Below are 15059 nucleotides of genomic sequence, written 5' to 3'. Positions count from 1 at the left end.
CATGCGGGCATAACTCGGGTCGAAACGCTCTTAAGTCAACGGAACCGGATTTTCTTGTTTGCGGCGATGTAGCGCGGCTGTGCTACGAAATCTTCATCGTGTGGATGCCGCATTCTGTCTTCGCGCGACCGCGCCAGCGACCGGCCCGCTCATCCTCGCCTTCGGCAGCACGGCTGGTGCAAGGCATACACCCAACCGAAAGAAAACCTGAGGCCTGAAGCGGATGCTGCGGCAATTTGGCACGCGCGAAGATCGCCGTGATGTCATCGCGCGAGACATTGGCGAACGGATTGAACTTCAATCGCGCGCCGTCATCCTCGACGACCGGGATCTCGGCACGCACGCCGCCCTGAAAACGCTTGCGGCCGTTGATCCATGCGGCGAAAGGTTTCAGTGCCCGCGCCAGCGGCTCGACCTTGCGAATGCGGCAGCAGGCGTCGGGATCGGAAAACCAGAGATCGCGGTCAGGGTCCTCGCGCGTCAACGTCTCGTCCAGAGGCTTGATCGAGCGCACATCCTTCAGGCCGAGCGCCGCAATCAGCGCGTCGCGATAGGCGAGCGTCTCCTCGAACAGCCAGCCGGTATCGAGGAAGACCACCGGGATCGACGGATCGACGTCGGCCACCACCTTGAGCAGCGCGGCCGACTCCGTGCCGAACGACGACACGACCGCCAATCGTTCGCGCCCCACAACCTTCAACGCCGCAGCAACGACCTCTCCGGGGGAGGCATCGCGCAACGCTCGATCGAGCTCCTCGACCGATGGCAGCACCAGCGCGTCTGACGATGAATCCCCGGGCGCGATCGCGTTCATGTGCCGACACCTTCCGAATGGCGCAGCTGCATGCGCCGATGCAGCGCCGTGATACGGCCATCGCCGGTCGGCTGGTAGAACACCGAATAGCGCTTCACGGTCTGTGTAAAGGCTTCCGCATCGGCCTGCTTCTTGACCTCGAAGCTGTCGAAGCCGGCGCGCAGCATGAACACGAACTGGTCGCGCAGCACCTGACCGGTGGCGCGCAGCTCGCCGCGATAATCGTGGCGTTCGCGCAGCAGCCGCGACTGGCTGTAGGCGCGGCCGTCGCGGAAGGTCGGGAACACCAGTGCGACCGCGGCAAGCTTGCCGAGATACGGCACCAGCGCGTCGATGTCGCGATTGTTCGGCCAGAGCACGCCGACCTTGCCGGGATGCGCGAGCAGGGCGTCCGCATCCTTCAGGAAGCGATCGCCGGGCACCAGGATGTCGCCGGCGGCGGGCAGCGGCGCATCGACGTCGAGCTTGGTGAAACTATCCTCGACGATCTTTCCGCCCTTAACGAGTGGCATAAACCCGCTCCTTGAATGGTTCGACGCCGAGGCGCTTGACGGTATCGATAAAGAGTTCTTCCGGCCGCTCGCGCAGCGCCAGATAAGCCTCGACGACATCCTCGATGACGTCGGCGACCTCGTCGAACTTCACGCCGGGCCCGATCAGGGTCCCCAGCGCCGCGCTCTCGTCGGCGCGGCCGCCGATGGTGATCTGATAGACCTCCTCGCCGTTCTTCTCGACGCCGAGAATGCCGATATGGCCGACATGGTGATGGCCGCAGGCATTGATGCAGCCGGAGATGTTGATGTGGAGCCGCCCGATCAAATTGGCGAGCTCGTGATTGGCGAAGCGCCGCGTCAACTCCTGCGCGATCGGGATCGAGCGCGCGTTCGCCAGCGAGCAATAATCAAGGCCCGGGCAGGCGATGATGTCAGTGATGAGGTTGACGTTCGGCGTGGCGAGCCCGAGCTTGTCGAGCGCCTTCCACAGCGCCGGCAGGTCGCGCTTGGCGACATGCGGCAGCGCCAGGTTCTGCTCATGGCCGACGCGGATCTCTCCGAAGGAATATTTATCGGCGAGATCGGCAAGCGCGTCCATCTGTTCGGCCGTGGCATCGCCCGGAGGTCCGCCCGTCGGCTTCAGCGAGATCGTGACGATCGAGTAGCCCTGGACCTTGTGCGGAGCGACCGAGTTCTTCCGCCACGCCTCGAACTCCGGATCGGCCGCGGCCTGACGGAGTTCGTCCGGCATATGCGGCAGTTTCTCGTAAGCCGGATAAGTGAAGCGGGAGCGGATGTCCTCGATGACGCTGTCGTCGATCTGGAGCGAGGAGTTGCGGATGTGCTGCCACTCGTCCTCGACCTCGCGCGAAAACTTCTCGATGCCGAGCTCGTGTACGAGGATCTTGATGCGCGCCTTGTAGATGTTGTCGCGGCGGCCGTACTGGTTGTAGACGCGCAGGATCGCCTCGATGTAGCTGAGGATATCGCGACCGTGCACGAAGTGCTTGATGGTCTTGGCAATGAACGGCGTGCGGCCGAGCCCGCCGCCGACCAGCACCTCGAAGCCGGTCTCGCCCTTCTCGTTCTTGACGAGGCGCAGGCCGATGTCGTGGATCTTGATCGCGGCGCGATCGTGATCCGACGCAGTGATCGCGATCTTGAACTTGCGCGGCAGGAACGAGAATTCCGGATGCAGCGTCGTGTGCTGGCGGATCAGCTCCGACCAGATACGGGGATCCTCGATCTCACCCGGGGCGACGCCGGCCCACTGATCCGAGGTGACGTTGCGCATGTTGTTGCCGGAGGTCTGCATCGCATGGATGCCGACTTCGGCAAGATCGGCCAGCGCATCCGGCAGCTCGGCCAGCTTGATCCAGTTGAACTGGATGTTCTGGCGCGTGGTAAAATGGCCGTAGCCGCGATCGTATTTGCGCGCGACATGGGCGAGCCGACGCAACTGTTCCGAGGACAGCGTCCCGTAGGGGATCGCGACGCGGAACATGTAGGCGTGCAGCTGCAGATAGACGCCGTTCTGCAGGCGAAGGATCTTGAACTCGTCCTCGGTGAGCTCGCCGGAGAGGCGGCGCTTCACCTGGTCGCGAAATTCCGAGACCCGCTCGTTGACCAGCGTGCGGTCGATTTCGTCGTAAGCGTACATCAGAGAATGCCTTAAACCTGGGCCTGCGATCCGATGGTCACACCGGTGCGGCGGATCTGCTCGCGCAGGTTTCCGGGGAGGATCTTGCCCTCCTCGTCGACCTGCACAGGCGCGATATACGCGCCGACTGCGCCGACGTCATCAGCCACCGACTCTGCAAGCAACGCCCTCGCCTCATCCGAGTTGCGCACGATCGCGGCTTCCGACAGGTCCTCAGACCAGCTCTTGGCGGCGGTACGATAGACCACGATGCCGTCCCAGGTACGGTTGGCGGTCACGATCGAGGGGCCGGCGATCTTCAGTTTCTTTTGTTCAAGCGGAGAGGTCATTGGGCAGCTTCCAATAGCTCAGAGATGATTTGCCTGGGGGATTGATGGCGAAAGGCCCCGGCATGCCGGACCACATCGCCGATGACGAGAATGGCGGGACCGCCGTCGAGGCGTTTGACGAGCTCGGGCAGCTCGGCAAGCGTGCCGATCGCGCCTTGCGCATCGGGGCGCGTGACACGGGCGAACACGCCGACCGGCGTCTCCGGCGAACGGCCGGCTGCCAGAAGCCCCTCGCGCACCGAAGGCGCCGCGGTCATGCCCATATAGACGACGACGGTCATCCTGGTGTCGGTCAATGTCGACCAGTCGACGGTTTCGGCGTCGCGCGCCTTGTGCGCGGTGAGGAAGGTGATGCGCAGCGCCTCGTGACGATAGGTCAGTGGCACCTCGAAGTCCGCAGCGGCCCCGAGGCCGGCAGTGATACCGGGCACGATCGAATAGGCGACGCCGGCCGCGCGCAACGCTTCGACCTCCTCGCCGCCGCGGCCGAACACGAAGGGATCACCACCCTTCAGGCGCACCACGCGCTGACCGGATTGCGCCGCTTCGATCATCAGCTTGTTGATCGCGTCCTGGCCGACGCCGGGCTTGCCGACGCGGCGGCCGACCGGAATGCGCGCCGTGTCGCGGCGGATGCGATCGAGAATTTCAGGTGACACCAGCTCGTCATAGAAAACGACGTCGGCATCCTGCAGCGCGCGCAGCGCCTTGATGGTGAGGAGATCGGGATCGCCGGGACCGGCACCGACCAGCGCCACATGGCCCGCAGGCTTGTCGGCCAGCGCGAACGCCGTGGGGTCCGAAATTTTCTCGAGCGCGGCGGCCGCCTCGTTTCTGCGGCCCGCGAGCACCAAGGCGCCGATCGGGCCGTCGATCACGCGCTCCCAGAAGCGGCGGCGCAGAGGAAACTCGGCGATGCGCGCGTGGATCGACTTACGGAAACCGCCGATGAATTCGGCGAGTTCGCCGATTCTGGCGGGCAGCAGCGCCTCGATCTTCTCGCGCACACGTCGCGCCACCACCGGCGAGGCCCCGCCGGTGCCGACGGCGACAACGACGTCGCCGCGATCGACGATCGCCGGGAAGATGAAGCTCGAATGCTCGAGATCGTCCATGACGTTGACGGGCAGTCCGAGCGATTTCGCGCGCGCCGCCATCGCCACACCAATGTCACCTGCGCCCGCACAGATTATGGCGATGACGCCGGCAAGATCCGCAGCGAGCGGATCGCCGTCGACGAAGGTAATGCGCTGCGCGTCATCGGCACTCACGCCGCTCAGATCATCATTGCCGTCCGTCGCATGCACGCGGATGCGCGCGCCGGCAGCCGCGAGCACCCGCAACTTGGCGCGCAGCAGCTCGCCAGCGCCGATGAGGACCACCGGACCGGTCTTGATATCGAGGAACACCGGCAAGAAGCGCATACGGTACTCGCTTCCCCAATTACGGGGTTGACTGGAATTATTTTCTATATATGTCTCGTTTCGAGCGCGCAAAGAGAAAATTTTTTCTTCTCTTCTGCACCGCAACTATAGAATTTTCGCCTCCAAACGCAAAGTGGCAGAGATGCATCTTCTCAAGGACGATTCCGCAGCTGTCGGAGTGAGCAGCCCGGCCCTCATCAAGCGCGTGGGCACGCAAGAATTTTCTGCGGATCTTTCGCCCAGCATGGACCATCTCGACCAGCTCGAAGCACAGAGCATCTATATCTTCCGCGAGGCCTTCGCCCGGTTGAAGAAGATCGCCCTGCTGTGGTCGCTCGGCAAGGACTCCAACGTCATGATCTGGCTGGCGCGGAAGGCCTTCTTCGGCCGGATGCCGTTCCCCGCCCTGCATGTCGACACCGGCAAGAAGTTTCCGGAGATGTATCGCTTCCGCGATCATTACGGAAAGGAATGGGAGCTCGACCTGCGTGTCGAACCCTGCCCGCCCATCGATGCCGTCGATCCGACGCTGCCGCCCGCCGCGCGCTCGGCCGCGCGCAAGACCGAAGGGCTCAAGATGGCGCTGGCCAAATACGGTTTTGACGGCCTGATCGCTGGCATCCGCCGCGACGAGGAAGCCACCCGCGCCAAGGAGCGCGTGTTCTCACCGCGCGGCCTAGAAGGCAATTGGGACGTGCGCGACCAGCCGCCGGAGTTCTGGGATCATTTCAACGCATCGCCGCCGCAGGGCGCGCACTTGCGCATCCACCCGATCCTGCATTGGACCGAGGCCGACATCTGGGCCTACACCAAGCGCGAGAACATCCCGATCATCCCGCTCTATCTCGCCAAGGACGGCAAGCGCTATCGCTCGCTGGGTGATCAGGACATCACCAATCCGGTCGCTTCGACGGCATCCAGCATCGACGAGATCCTGATCGAGCTCGAACAGACCAAGGTGCCGGAGCGCGCGGGCCGTGCGCTCGACCACGAGACCGAGGACGCCTTCGAGCGCCTGCGCGTCGCCGGCTATCTCTGATCCCTGAGGACGCAACGCGGCTATGAACATGCTCGTCACTTCTGCTACGCCAGCCACTCCGAACGGCACGACGCGCCCCCAGGTCCGCATCGTCATCGTCGGCCATGTCGATCACGGCAAGTCGACGCTGGTCGGCCGCCTGCTGCATGAGACCGGCAGCCTGCCCGAGGGCAAGCTCGAGATGCTGAAGGCCGTCAGCGCGCGGCGCGGCATGCCCTTCGAATGGTCGTTCCTGCTCGACGCGCTGCAGACCGAGCGCGATCAGGGCATCACCATCGACACCACGCAGATCCGCTTCCGGACCAATTCGCGCGACATCGTCCTGATCGACGCGCCGGGCCATGCCGAATTCCTGCGCAACATGATCACCGGCGCCTCGCAGGCCGACGGCGCGGTGCTGATCATCGATGCGCTCGAAGGCGTGCGCGACCAGACCCGCCGGCACGGCTATCTCCTGCATCTGCTCGGCGTGAAGCAGGTCGCGATCGTCGTCAACAAGATGGACCGCGTCGATTTCAGCGCCGACCGCTTCAAGGAGATCAGCGACGAGATTTCGGCGCATCTGAAGGGCCTCGGTGTGACGCCGACGGCCGTGATCCCGATTTCGGCGCGCGATGGCGACGGCGTCGCGGAACGTACCGATCGCATCGGCTGGTACAAGGGCCCGACCGTGGTCGAGGCGCTGGACCGGCTCGAGCCGGCGCGGCCGCTGGAGGCGCTCGCGCTGCGGCTGCCCGTGCAGGCGATCTACAAGTTCGACGACCGCCGCATCGTTGCAGGCCGCATCGAGTCCGGCAGCCTGGTTGCCGGCGACGAGATCGTGATCATGCCGGCCGGCAAGATCGCCAAGATCAAGACCGTCGAGAGCTGGCCGGTGACGCCCGTCGCCGCTCGGCAAGGCGCGGGCCGCTCGGTCGGCATCACGCTCGACCGCGAGCTGTTCATCGAGCGTGGCGACATCATCGCGCATGCGGGTACAGCTCCACGCGAGACACGCCGCCTGCGCGCGCGCATCTTCTGGCTGCACGACAAGCCGCTCGCCAAGGGCGACCAGCTGCTGGTGCGCTGCGGACCGAAGGAAAGCCGCGCAACGGTGGTTGCGATCGAGAAGGCAGTCGATCCCGGCGAGCTCGAAAGCAGCGAGAACAAGGCGATCGGCCGCAACCATGTCGGCGAGATCGACATCTCGCTTTCGAATCCGATTGCCACCGATCCCTATACCGAGAACCCGCGCACCGGGCGCCTCGTGATCGAGGTGTCCGGGCGCATCGCCGGCGGCGGCCTCGTGCTGTCGGTCGACGCCGGCCAGCGCGCCGTGCCCGTCGACATCGTGCCGGTGGAATCTGCACTCCGTCCTGACGAGCGCTCCGCGCGCTACCAGCACAACGGCGCGGTGGTCTGGCTCACCGGCCTTCCCGCCTCCGGCAAGTCGACGCTGGCAAGAGCACTGGAACGGCGCCTCTTCACCATTGGCGGTTCGCCGATCCTGCTCGACGGCGACACGCTGCGCGCCGGCTTGAACAGCGATCTCGGCTTCTCCGCCGCCGATCGCAGCGAGAACATCCGGCGGCTTGCGGAAGTCGCGACGCATCTGGCCCGCAATGGCCATATCGCGATCGTCGCAGCGGTCTCGCCCGCGCGCGAGGACCGCGCCACGGCACGCCGCATCGCCGACACGACGTTCCGCGAGATCTACGTCGCGACGCCCGCTGAAGTCTGTGAGAGCCGCGATCCCAAGGGCCACTATGCCAAGGCCCGCTCCGGCGCGCTTCAATCCTTCACCGGCATCGGCAACGACTATCAGCCGCCGCAAGGTGCCGAGCTGACCATCGACACCTCGACGCGTTCGGTTGCGGACGCGACCGACGCGATCGAACAGATGCTGAAGGCAAGCGGCGTGCTGTTCGACGAGGTCGTCGACCTCGCCGCGAATATTTGAGCGGTCGATTACTGCGCCACATCCTCGGTATCGGTCCTGGCGAAAGCCAGGACCGATACCGCGTGATCTATCCTTGGAGCTCGGTGGCCGTACCGAACAACGAGTGTTCGCCAAACTGCTCCCTGGGGTAATCGCGACGAGCGCGCGCAGGGGTCCTGGCTTTCGCCGGGACGACTCCTGGGGTTGCCTCCCCACCTCTTCTTGACATTTTGACAGACCTTTAGGGGCCTTCTCACGGCCCTGGTTTTGAGGCTAATAGGGGCCCGAAAACCGCCTCTGGCGGACGCATTTTGCTGCTTTCGAGCCTGAAACCAGCCAAAAAACGCCATTTCCAACGAGAAAGCCCCTCATGAAACGCCACGACGCCCATGGTTTGAAGATCGCCCCTGTTCTCTTCGACTTCGTCGCGAAGGAAGCGGCCCCGAAGACCGGGATCGCGCCGGACGCGTTCTGGGCCGGGCTTGCCGCGATCGTGAAGGAGCTGGGTCCCAAGAACCGCGCGCTGCTCGCGGTCCGCGATGCACTTCAGGCCAAGATCGACGACTGGCATCGCGCGAACAAAGGCAAGCCGATCGACATCAACGCCTACACCGCCTTCCTGAAGGAGATCGGCTATCTGCTGCCCGAGCCCGCGACGCAGAAGGTCGAGACGACCAATGTCGACGAGGAGATCGGCAAGATCTGCGGCCCGCAGCTCGTCGTGCCCCTCACCAATGCGCGCTATGCGCTGAACGCGGCGAATGCGCGCTGGGGGTCGCTCTATGATGCCTTCTACGGCACCGATGCCATTGCCCATGATGCGAGCGATACGGCCAAGGGCTACAGCAAGGCGCGCGGCGACAAGGTGATTGCGAAAGCAAAAGCCTTCCTCGATGCCGCCGTGCCGCTCGCGACCGGCAGCCACACCGACGTCACCGCGTATAGCGTGGTCGCTGGCCAACTCGCGGTGAAGCTGAAGAGCGGCAACGCCACCGCGCTGAAGAACGCCGCGCAGTTCGCGGGCTACGTGGGTGATGCAGCGGCGCCGTCCGCGGTGCTGCTCGTCAACAACGGCCTGCATGTCGAGGTGAAGATCGACCGCAGCAACACGATCGGCAAGGACGATCCAGCCGGGGTTGCCGACATGATCATGGAGGCAGCCGTCTCCACCATTCTCGACATGGAAGACTCCGTCGCCGCGGTCGATGCCGAGGACAAGGTGCTCATCTACCGCAATACGCTCGGGCTGATGAACGGCACGCTGTCGGCGGATTTCGAGAAGGGCGGCAAGACGCTGACCCGCGCGCTCAACACCGACCGCAGCTACAAGACGCCGGACGGCAAGGGCGACGTGAAGCTGCACGGCCGCAGCCTGCTGCTGATCCGCAATTGCGGTCACCACATGTTCACCGACGCGGTGCTCGACGAGGCGGGCGAGGAGATTCCGGAAGGCCTGCTCGATGCCGCCGTCACCGGCCTGCTTGCGATCCATGACCTCAAGGGTCTGTCCAACAGCAAGAACAGCCGCACCGGCTCGGTCTACATCGTCAAGCCGAAGATGCACGGCCCCGACGAGGTGGCGCTGACCTGCGAGATCTTCGGCCGTGTCGAGAAAATGCTGGCACTGCCGGAGAACACGCTCAAGGTCGGCATCATGGATGAGGAGCGGCGCACCACCGTCAACCTCAAGGCCTGCATCCAGCAGGCCTCCAAGCGCATCGTCTTCATCAATACCGGTTTCCTCGACCGTACCGGCGACGAGATCCATACCTCGATGGAAGCGGGCCCGATGATCCGCAAGAACGAGATGAAGGCGCAAGCGTGGATCAAGGCCTATGAGGACTGGAACGTCGACATGGGCCTGATCGACGGCCTGCCCGGCCACGCCCAGATCGGCAAGGGCATGTGGGCCGCGCCCGACAAGATGGCGGACATGCTGCAACAGAAGCTCGCGCATCCGCAGGCCGGCGCCACCACCGCCTGGGTGCCCTCGCCCACGGCAGCGACGCTGCACGCGCTGCACTACCATCAGGTCAATGTCATCGCGCGCCAGCAGGAGCTGACCAAGGGCGGGCCGCGCGCAAAGCTGTCCGACATCCTCACCATTCCGGTATCGAAGTCGAACTGGGCGCCCGATGACGTCAAGCAGGAGATCGACAACAACTGCCAGGGTATCCTCGGTTATGTCGTGCGCTGGATCGATCAGGGCGTCGGCTGCTCCAAGGTGCCTGACATCCACGATGTCGGCCTGATGGAAGACCGCGCCACCTTGCGCATCTCCAGCCAGCATCTCGCCAACTGGCTACACCAGGGCGTCATCACCGAAGCGCAGGTGATGGAGTCGCTCAAGCGCATGGCCGTCGTCGTCGACAAGCAGAATGCCGGTGACGCAATCTACAAGCCGATGGCGCCGTCATTCGATGGCGTCGCCTTCAAGGCCGCCTGCGACCTCGTGTTCAAGGGCCGCACGCAGCCCAACGGCTATACCGAGTACATCCTGACCGCGCGCCGCCGCGAGGCCAAGGCCGCAGGCTGATAGCCACAGCATTCGAAGCACCGAAAGCCCCGGCACTCGCCGGGGCTTTTTGTTTTTGTTTGGCCTGCAGCCGCTAGGGCTCCGGCCTAAAACACCGCGAGATATTTCAGCAGCGAGACGATGCCGATGATGATGACGATGACGCGCGCGATCTGCTTGGCGCGACCGTCGATCGGCAGCATATTGATCAGATAAAGAACGAGGATGACGACCAGAAAGGTGACGAGTACGCCGACGAGCATCGGAAGGCCCCCTGTTTTGCTAACGAACTCCCAACGCAGCACCCCTCGCCGCTGTTCCAATCAGGCAACCCGTTAAAACCTCTCGCAAATATGCATTTGCAAAAGGCCGCTCGCGATGTGGAAGCAGCCTCACTCCCGCGCGACCACCGGCAAGTGGCGGAATTTCGCCCGCATGGACTCCGGCAGTGGCGAGAAGTTCATGGCGACGCCGTGCCGGTCGTTGGCATTGCGATTGGCGACCACCAATCCACCGGGGCTGGCGACGATATCGCCCTTGCGCAAGGTCGGATCGTCCGTGACCTTGACCGCGGCAAGGCCGACGGAATCCTTGCCGTTGCAGGTACAGCCCGCGACCAGCTCGTTGCGATAGCGGTAGGCATTCGGCAGGTCGGCATAGTCCTGTCCGCTCTCCGTGACCGCGTCGTCGATCTCGCTGCCATAGACCAGCGTGGTCTCGGCTGTGGGGCAGAAGCTGTTGCAGCTCTGCGCCTTGCTTTCGCTGTCGTTGCCCTGTGCGGGGAAGTGGCGTCCGTCGCATGTGCGCACGCACCAAGCCTGTCCGCCGCCGTAGGAGCGCGGCCGCGGCGCCTCGTAGCGCGGCATGTCGTCGGTGGGGAACGGCATCCTGATCTGTGGCGGCGGCCGGGCACCGAACGCGCCGAACAGCGCCGAGAGAAAATCTTCCGCGCGTGCAGACGACGTCAGCTCGAGGCTGAGCGAAGCGAACAGAAAGATGACCGCTCCGCCCGTTAGTTTGCCTGTCGAATGCCCGATCATGCTACCTCGGCGCCGAACTGTTCAGGGAGACGGGCGAAAGATTGAGCGCCTGGCGTCCGGAGGTCAGCGTCGGCGCGACCGGATGCGCGGGCTTGCGCGACTGATCGCCGCCGCGCGCCAGCAGCGGCGCGTTCTTCGGGAGCACCACGACCCTGGTACCGATATTGACCCGGTTGAAGAGGTCGACGACGTCCTCATTGGTCATGCGGATGCAGCCGGAGGACACGAACTTTCCGATCGTGGTCGGGTCATTGGTGCCATGGATGCGATACTCGCTTGCTCCGAGATACATCGCACGCGCGCCGAGCGGATTGCCGGGACCGCCGGCGACGAAGCGTGGCAGGTAGGGCTGGCGCGCGATCATCTCCGTCGGCGGATGCCAGTCCGGCCATTCCGCCTTGCGGCTGATCGACTGCACGCCTGACCAGGTGAAGCCGTCGCGCCCGACGCCGACGCCGTAGCGGATCGCACGCCCCTGGCCGAGCACGTAGTAGAGCACGGTATTACCGGTGTCGATCACGATGGTGCCCGCCGGCTGGCTGCCGTCGAAGCCGACGATCTGCCGGCGCAGCCGCTCGGGCAGCACGGAATCGTCCGAGGTAACCGCATCGTCCGAGGCCTGCGGCTGCTCGGGCGCATAACCTTGCACATAACCTTGGCCTTGCGCATAGCCTTGCGGAAAGGCCTGCTGTTGCATCGGCGCAAAGCCGAACGTCTGCGCGCTTGCAGCGCCGAGCGGCATCGTCAGCAATGCTGTCGCAAAGGCAAACGTGGTGAAGGCGCGCGGCAAACGCCGGCGGTGGGATGCAGATAACTGTGTCATGTGCTGCCCCGTTTGAATCGAAACGCATCTGGGTGATGCGCAGTGTGAAACAAACGCGGTTGCAACGACTCAAGTTCCGCGCGTTGTTGCCGCCGGCGGTTCACAGTCAAGCGAAGGCAACTTCACGAATCCGCGATGGAACTTTTCCCATCCGAGCCACGTTCTTCAGCAGTCTTACGCGCGCGAAGCGTGAGCTCCGTGCGGGAGAATGGCTGTGCGCGTCCTTCCCAGTGAACGTCTACTCTCCAAAGACAGCGAAGGCACACCACTTCCCGACAGCAAGAGCGACCTGCCGCCGGTGATCCGGCGCACCGAATTCGTTGCCTTCTCGCTCGCTTGTATGCTTCTGATCGCGGTCGTCGCAGTGCTTTATGTCGGCAGGCCGTTCTTCCTTCCCGTGATAATGGCCTTCGTCACCGGCACGATGCTGTCGCCGGCGGCAACATTTCTCGAGCGACGAGGGGTGCCACGCGCGCTGGCGGCGGTGCTGATCGTGGTCACGGTCACTGCGATGGTCACCTTCGTCGTCGCTCTGATCGCTTCGCCGGTCATGGAATGGAGCATGCGCCTGCCGGAGCTCGGCGCGCGGCTCAAGGACAAGCTGCATTTCTTCGACCGGCCGCTCGCGCTGTGGCAGGAGCTGCAAGTGATGGTCGGCGGCTCGGAAGGCCTGCCGAGCTTTCAGATGCCGAAATTCGAATGGGTGCAGCCGACCCTTGAATTCCTGTCGCCGACCTTCACCGAATTCCTGCTGTTCTTCGCGACCCTGATCCTGTTCATCGCGAGTTGGCGCGAACTGAGGCGCGCCCTGATCATGACCTTCGGCGATCGCGACGCGCGACTGCGCACGCTGCGAATCCTCAACGAGATCGAAGTCCATCTCGGCAACTATCTCTTGACGGTCACGGTCATCAATGTCGGCGTCGGCATCGCCACCGGCGTCGTCTGTGCGCTGACCGGCATGCCCAATCCTGCCGGGCTCGGTGCGCTGGCCGCGACGCTGAACTTCATCCCCATCATCGGACCGATCGCCATGTTCGTCGTGCTGGTCGTGGTTGGCCTGATCGCCTTTCCGACGCTCGGTAGCGGATTGATGGCAGCACTCGCCTTCGGCGGCCTCACCTTCCTGGAGGGACATTTCGTCACGCCCACCATCATTGGCCGGCGGCTGGCACTGAATGCGCTGGCCGTATTTCTCGCGCTCGCTTTCTGGACCTGGCTGTGGGGCCCGATGGGCGCATTCCTGTCGTCGCCGCTTCTGATCGTCGCACTGATCCTGAAGGAGCATCTGGCTCCCCCCGATGCGCCTCAACTGCCAGGCGACTGAGCGGTTTCCGAAACGGGAACTTCCGTCACGGCGGAACGTTTCCCGGCTAGCTCACTGCCAACGATCCGGAGCTTTCGATGTCAAATGCCGAAACAGGGATGAAAGACTGGACCGACAAGGCCACCCGCGAACGCCTCGAAAAGGATGTCCTAGCCGTGAAAAATGATATCGCCGCCCTCACCGAACAGATCACAGATGCCCTCAACACCTTTGCCAACTCCGCGGGCAAGCAGGCCCGGCGCGGCTACAAGCAGGCGCGCCAGCAGATGGATTCGGCGATGGATGACGCCTCCGAGCGCGGCAGCGCGATGATGGATGCGGCGCAGGACGCAGCGTCCTCGCTGGAGGAAACGCTCGAGGATGCCATCACGCAGCGTCCGCTCGCGACCGTGGGCCTGGCGCTCGGTATCGGCTTCCTGATCGGCATTGCCTGGCGCCGCTAAACGCTGGCGGAGGGGGATTGAGGAGCGAGGGCGATGTTTCAGCGGATGATCGACGGCATCAGCGCCTCGACCGGGGCAACCCTGCGACTGACCTCACTGGCGGCAGCGGCAGCGCTTGCGCTCTTCATCACCACGGCGTTTCTCTGCGCCGCAGTCTTCATCCTGGTGCTGCAGAACTATGGCCCGGTGCAGGCCTGCCTCGCCGGCGCCGGCGTTTTCTTCCTGCTCACGCTTGCTGCGGCGGGAAGCTACCTCGCCTACAAGAAACAGACCGAGAAGCGCGCGCGACAGGCTGCGGAAAAAGCCGCGCGATCCGCAGCGCAGAGCATGCTTTCCGATCCGATGCTGATCGCCACCGGCTTGCAGATCGTCCGCGCCATCGGCGTCAAACGGCTGCTTCCCATCCTTGCGATCGGGGGCGTGGCGCTCGGGATCATGGCAAGCCGGGCCGGGACATCCGAAGAGGATGCCTCGCCTGAGCCGGCCGAGTAATTATCGAGTAAAATTCAAACTGATCAGGTTACGCAGCGGCCGGGCTGGAGCAGCTTTGCGACTTCGGTCAGCGAGCTGACGACGGGTTCGCAGGCGACAGTAGGCTTGCGCCCCTGCCTTTGCAGCAACACCGGCGACTTGGCACTGCCGGTCTCGATCGTCGCGGGAACACGCAGGAGCACTGACGTATCGGCGAGATCGTTGAGGCGCATCGACACGGTGCGGGTCGGAACGGCCGCGGGCCGCGGATCGGCGATGCGGTCCGCCTTACCGGCGCGATTGACGACGTGGCTCGGCTTGTCGGCGACGGCCTGCCAGCGATCGGCGAGATCATGGCCGGACGCCAGTTGCACGGCACCAAGCGTCAGCGAGATGGCGACCGCGCTCAAAAACGCTCTGCTGATCTGTGACATGATTGTTCGTCCCTCGCCCCATGGCGATCGCTGGAACAACGCTGTCGGAATGTCCGGGGTTCTCAGGCGTTACGATCACTTAACCGTGTGCGAAAAAGAGACAGCCGGAAGCGCGGCATCAAAAATAATTTGCAGCGCTCTGGAAAAATAATTTGCAGCGCTCTGGAACGACTCTCGCGCGCCGGAGTCATCATGGCAGCCGGTTATTCCCCCCTGCCCCATAAACCGGCGACGTAGGGCGCGACTGTGGTGATGCCAGTCGCGCCTTACTTTTTTCTGCGGCAGGTCCGCGCACACTCCGCCCACGCTTGGTGACAGAAATTGCTGC

At 64.1% G+C, this 15059-nt stretch carries 15 protein-coding genes; 6 read left to right on the top strand and 9 right to left on the bottom strand.

All coding sequences use genetic code 11. The features are described 5' to 3' along the window. Positions 1-82: 82 nt before the first annotated feature. Genes ACV1FX_RS14580 through cysG form a run of 5 tightly spaced genes read right to left on the bottom strand, consistent with a single transcriptional unit; the run spans position 83 to position 4721 of the window. Positions 83-814: a phosphoadenylyl-sulfate reductase gene (locus ACV1FX_RS14580; protein WP_473118252.1), complete on the bottom strand. Its 732-nt coding sequence runs from the start codon at positions 812-814 to the stop codon at positions 83-85. After that, complete coding sequence (locus tag ACV1FX_RS14575; RefSeq protein WP_473118251.1) at positions 811-1326, bottom strand: DUF934 domain-containing protein; 516 nt, start codon at positions 1324-1326, stop codon at positions 811-813. The genes ACV1FX_RS14580 and ACV1FX_RS14575 overlap by 4 nt, the downstream gene beginning before the upstream one ends. Continuing rightward, a complete protein-coding gene (locus ACV1FX_RS14570; protein ID WP_473118250.1) occupies positions 1313-2968 on the bottom strand; it encodes a nitrite/sulfite reductase in 1656 nt (551 codons plus the stop codon). The genes ACV1FX_RS14575 and ACV1FX_RS14570 overlap by 14 nt, the downstream gene beginning before the upstream one ends. A gap of 11 nt (positions 2969-2979) precedes the next feature. Next, positions 2980-3297 carry a DUF2849 domain-containing protein gene (locus ACV1FX_RS14565; RefSeq protein ID WP_473118249.1) on the bottom strand — a complete coding sequence of 106 codons (318 nt, stop codon included), beginning with the start codon at positions 3295-3297 and terminating at the stop codon, positions 2980-2982. Next, positions 3294-4721, bottom strand: coding sequence for a siroheme synthase CysG (gene cysG / locus ACV1FX_RS14560; protein ID WP_473118248.1), 1428 nt, complete (start codon positions 4719-4721; stop codon positions 3294-3296). Before cysG ends, ACV1FX_RS14565 begins: the two co-directional genes overlap by 4 nt. A gap of 244 nt (positions 4722-4965) precedes the next feature. On the opposite strand from cysG, the gene cysD reads away from it, so the two are divergent. From cysD to ACV1FX_RS14545, 3 genes are all read left to right on the top strand, one after another. Beyond that, positions 4966-5760, top strand: coding sequence for a sulfate adenylyltransferase subunit CysD (gene cysD, locus ACV1FX_RS14555; protein ID WP_473118247.1), 795 nt, complete (start codon positions 4966-4968; stop codon positions 5758-5760). 22 nt (positions 5761-5782) lie between these two features. Beyond that, positions 5783-7699 (top strand): adenylyl-sulfate kinase, encoded by a 1917-nt coding sequence (cysC, locus tag ACV1FX_RS14550; protein ID WP_473118246.1) that lies wholly within the window; start codon positions 5783-5785, stop codon positions 7697-7699. 349 nt (positions 7700-8048) lie between these two features. Beyond that, complete coding sequence (locus ACV1FX_RS14545) at positions 8049-10214, top strand: malate synthase G (protein WP_473118245.1); 2166 nt, start codon at positions 8049-8051, stop codon at positions 10212-10214. An 86-nt stretch (positions 10215-10300) separates the two neighbouring features. Here the strand turns inward: ACV1FX_RS14545 and ACV1FX_RS14540 are convergent, their stop codons facing one another. The 3 genes from ACV1FX_RS14540 to ACV1FX_RS14530 all read right to left on the bottom strand — a co-directional run bounded on the left by ACV1FX_RS14540 (position 10301) and on the right by ACV1FX_RS14530 (position 12056). After that, the gene (locus ACV1FX_RS14540) at positions 10301-10456 is read right to left on the bottom strand and encodes a Thivi_2564 family membrane protein (RefSeq protein ID WP_275510615.1); all 156 of its coding nucleotides are present in this window, start codon (positions 10454-10456) and stop codon (positions 10301-10303) included. A 129-nt stretch (positions 10457-10585) separates the two neighbouring features. Continuing rightward, the gene (locus ACV1FX_RS14535) at positions 10586-11233 is read right to left on the bottom strand and encodes a DUF2865 domain-containing protein (protein ID WP_473118244.1); all 648 of its coding nucleotides are present in this window, start codon (positions 11231-11233) and stop codon (positions 10586-10588) included. A 1-nt stretch (position 11234) separates the two neighbouring features. Beyond that, complete coding sequence (locus tag ACV1FX_RS14530) at positions 11235-12056, bottom strand: L,D-transpeptidase (protein ID WP_473118243.1); 822 nt, start codon at positions 12054-12056, stop codon at positions 11235-11237. Positions 12057-12270: 214 nt separating this feature from the next. Here ACV1FX_RS14530 and ACV1FX_RS14525 point away from each other — a divergent pair, with 214 nt between their 5' ends. The 3 genes from ACV1FX_RS14525 to ACV1FX_RS14515 all read left to right on the top strand — a co-directional run bounded on the left by ACV1FX_RS14525 (position 12271) and on the right by ACV1FX_RS14515 (position 14318). Continuing rightward, on the top strand, positions 12271-13383 hold the full coding sequence (locus tag ACV1FX_RS14525; RefSeq protein WP_473118242.1) for an AI-2E family transporter: 1113 nt from the start codon (positions 12271-12273) through the stop codon (positions 13381-13383). A gap of 77 nt (positions 13384-13460) precedes the next feature. Further along, positions 13461-13826, top strand: coding sequence for an ElaB/YgaM/YqjD family protein (locus ACV1FX_RS14520; RefSeq protein ID WP_473118241.1), 366 nt, complete (start codon positions 13461-13463; stop codon positions 13824-13826). A 33-nt stretch (positions 13827-13859) separates the two neighbouring features. Further along, positions 13860-14318, top strand: a complete 459-nt coding sequence (locus ACV1FX_RS14515) for a hypothetical protein (protein ID WP_473118240.1) — start codon at positions 13860-13862, stop codon at positions 14316-14318. A 23-nt stretch (positions 14319-14341) separates the two neighbouring features. On the opposite strand, the gene ACV1FX_RS14510 is transcribed toward ACV1FX_RS14515, so the two are convergent. Further along, complete coding sequence (locus ACV1FX_RS14510) at positions 14342-14731, bottom strand: hypothetical protein (protein WP_473118239.1); 390 nt, start codon at positions 14729-14731, stop codon at positions 14342-14344. Between the last annotated feature and the right edge of the window lie 328 nt (positions 14732-15059).

This window comes from Bradyrhizobium ingae (genome assembly GCF_055791185.1).
Note: the sequence above shows the minus strand (reverse complement) of the source record. Positions and strands in the feature narration are given on the sequence as shown.

What these genes read in the sequence shown, in the direction of transcription:
- ACV1FX_RS14580 (WP_473118252.1), bottom strand. Translation starts at nt 814, where the DNA reads ATGAACGCGATCGCGCCCGGGGATTCATCGTCAGACGCGCTGGTGCTG.
- ACV1FX_RS14575 (WP_473118251.1), bottom strand. Translation starts at nt 1,326, where the DNA reads ATGCCACTCGTTAAGGGCGGAAAGATCGTCGAGGATAGTTTCACCAAG.
- ACV1FX_RS14570 (WP_473118250.1), bottom strand. Translation starts at nt 2,968, where the DNA reads ATGTACGCTTACGACGAAATCGACCGCACGCTGGTCAACGAGCGGGTC.
- ACV1FX_RS14565 (WP_473118249.1), bottom strand. Translation starts at nt 3,297, where the DNA reads ATGACCTCTCCGCTTGAACAAAAGAAACTGAAGATCGCCGGCCCCTCG.
- cysG (WP_473118248.1), bottom strand. Translation starts at nt 4,721, where the DNA reads ATGCGCTTCTTGCCGGTGTTCCTCGATATCAAGACCGGTCCGGTGGTC.
- cysD (WP_473118247.1), top strand. Translation starts at nt 4,966, where the DNA reads ATGGACCATCTCGACCAGCTCGAAGCACAGAGCATCTATATCTTCCGC.
- cysC (WP_473118246.1), top strand. Translation starts at nt 5,783, where the DNA reads ATGAACATGCTCGTCACTTCTGCTACGCCAGCCACTCCGAACGGCACG.
- ACV1FX_RS14545 (WP_473118245.1), top strand. Translation starts at nt 8,049, where the DNA reads ATGAAACGCCACGACGCCCATGGTTTGAAGATCGCCCCTGTTCTCTTC.
- ACV1FX_RS14540 (WP_275510615.1), bottom strand. Translation starts at nt 10,456, where the DNA reads ATGCTCGTCGGCGTACTCGTCACCTTTCTGGTCGTCATCCTCGTTCTT.
- ACV1FX_RS14535 (WP_473118244.1), bottom strand. Translation starts at nt 11,233, where the DNA reads ATGATCGGGCATTCGACAGGCAAACTAACGGGCGGAGCGGTCATCTTT.
- ACV1FX_RS14530 (WP_473118243.1), bottom strand. Translation starts at nt 12,056, where the DNA reads ATGACACAGTTATCTGCATCCCACCGCCGGCGTTTGCCGCGCGCCTTC.
- ACV1FX_RS14520 (WP_473118241.1), top strand. Translation starts at nt 13,461, where the DNA reads ATGTCAAATGCCGAAACAGGGATGAAAGACTGGACCGACAAGGCCACC.
- ACV1FX_RS14515 (WP_473118240.1), top strand. Translation starts at nt 13,860, where the DNA reads ATGTTTCAGCGGATGATCGACGGCATCAGCGCCTCGACCGGGGCAACC.
- ACV1FX_RS14510 (WP_473118239.1), bottom strand. Translation starts at nt 14,731, where the DNA reads ATGTCACAGATCAGCAGAGCGTTTTTGAGCGCGGTCGCCATCTCGCTG.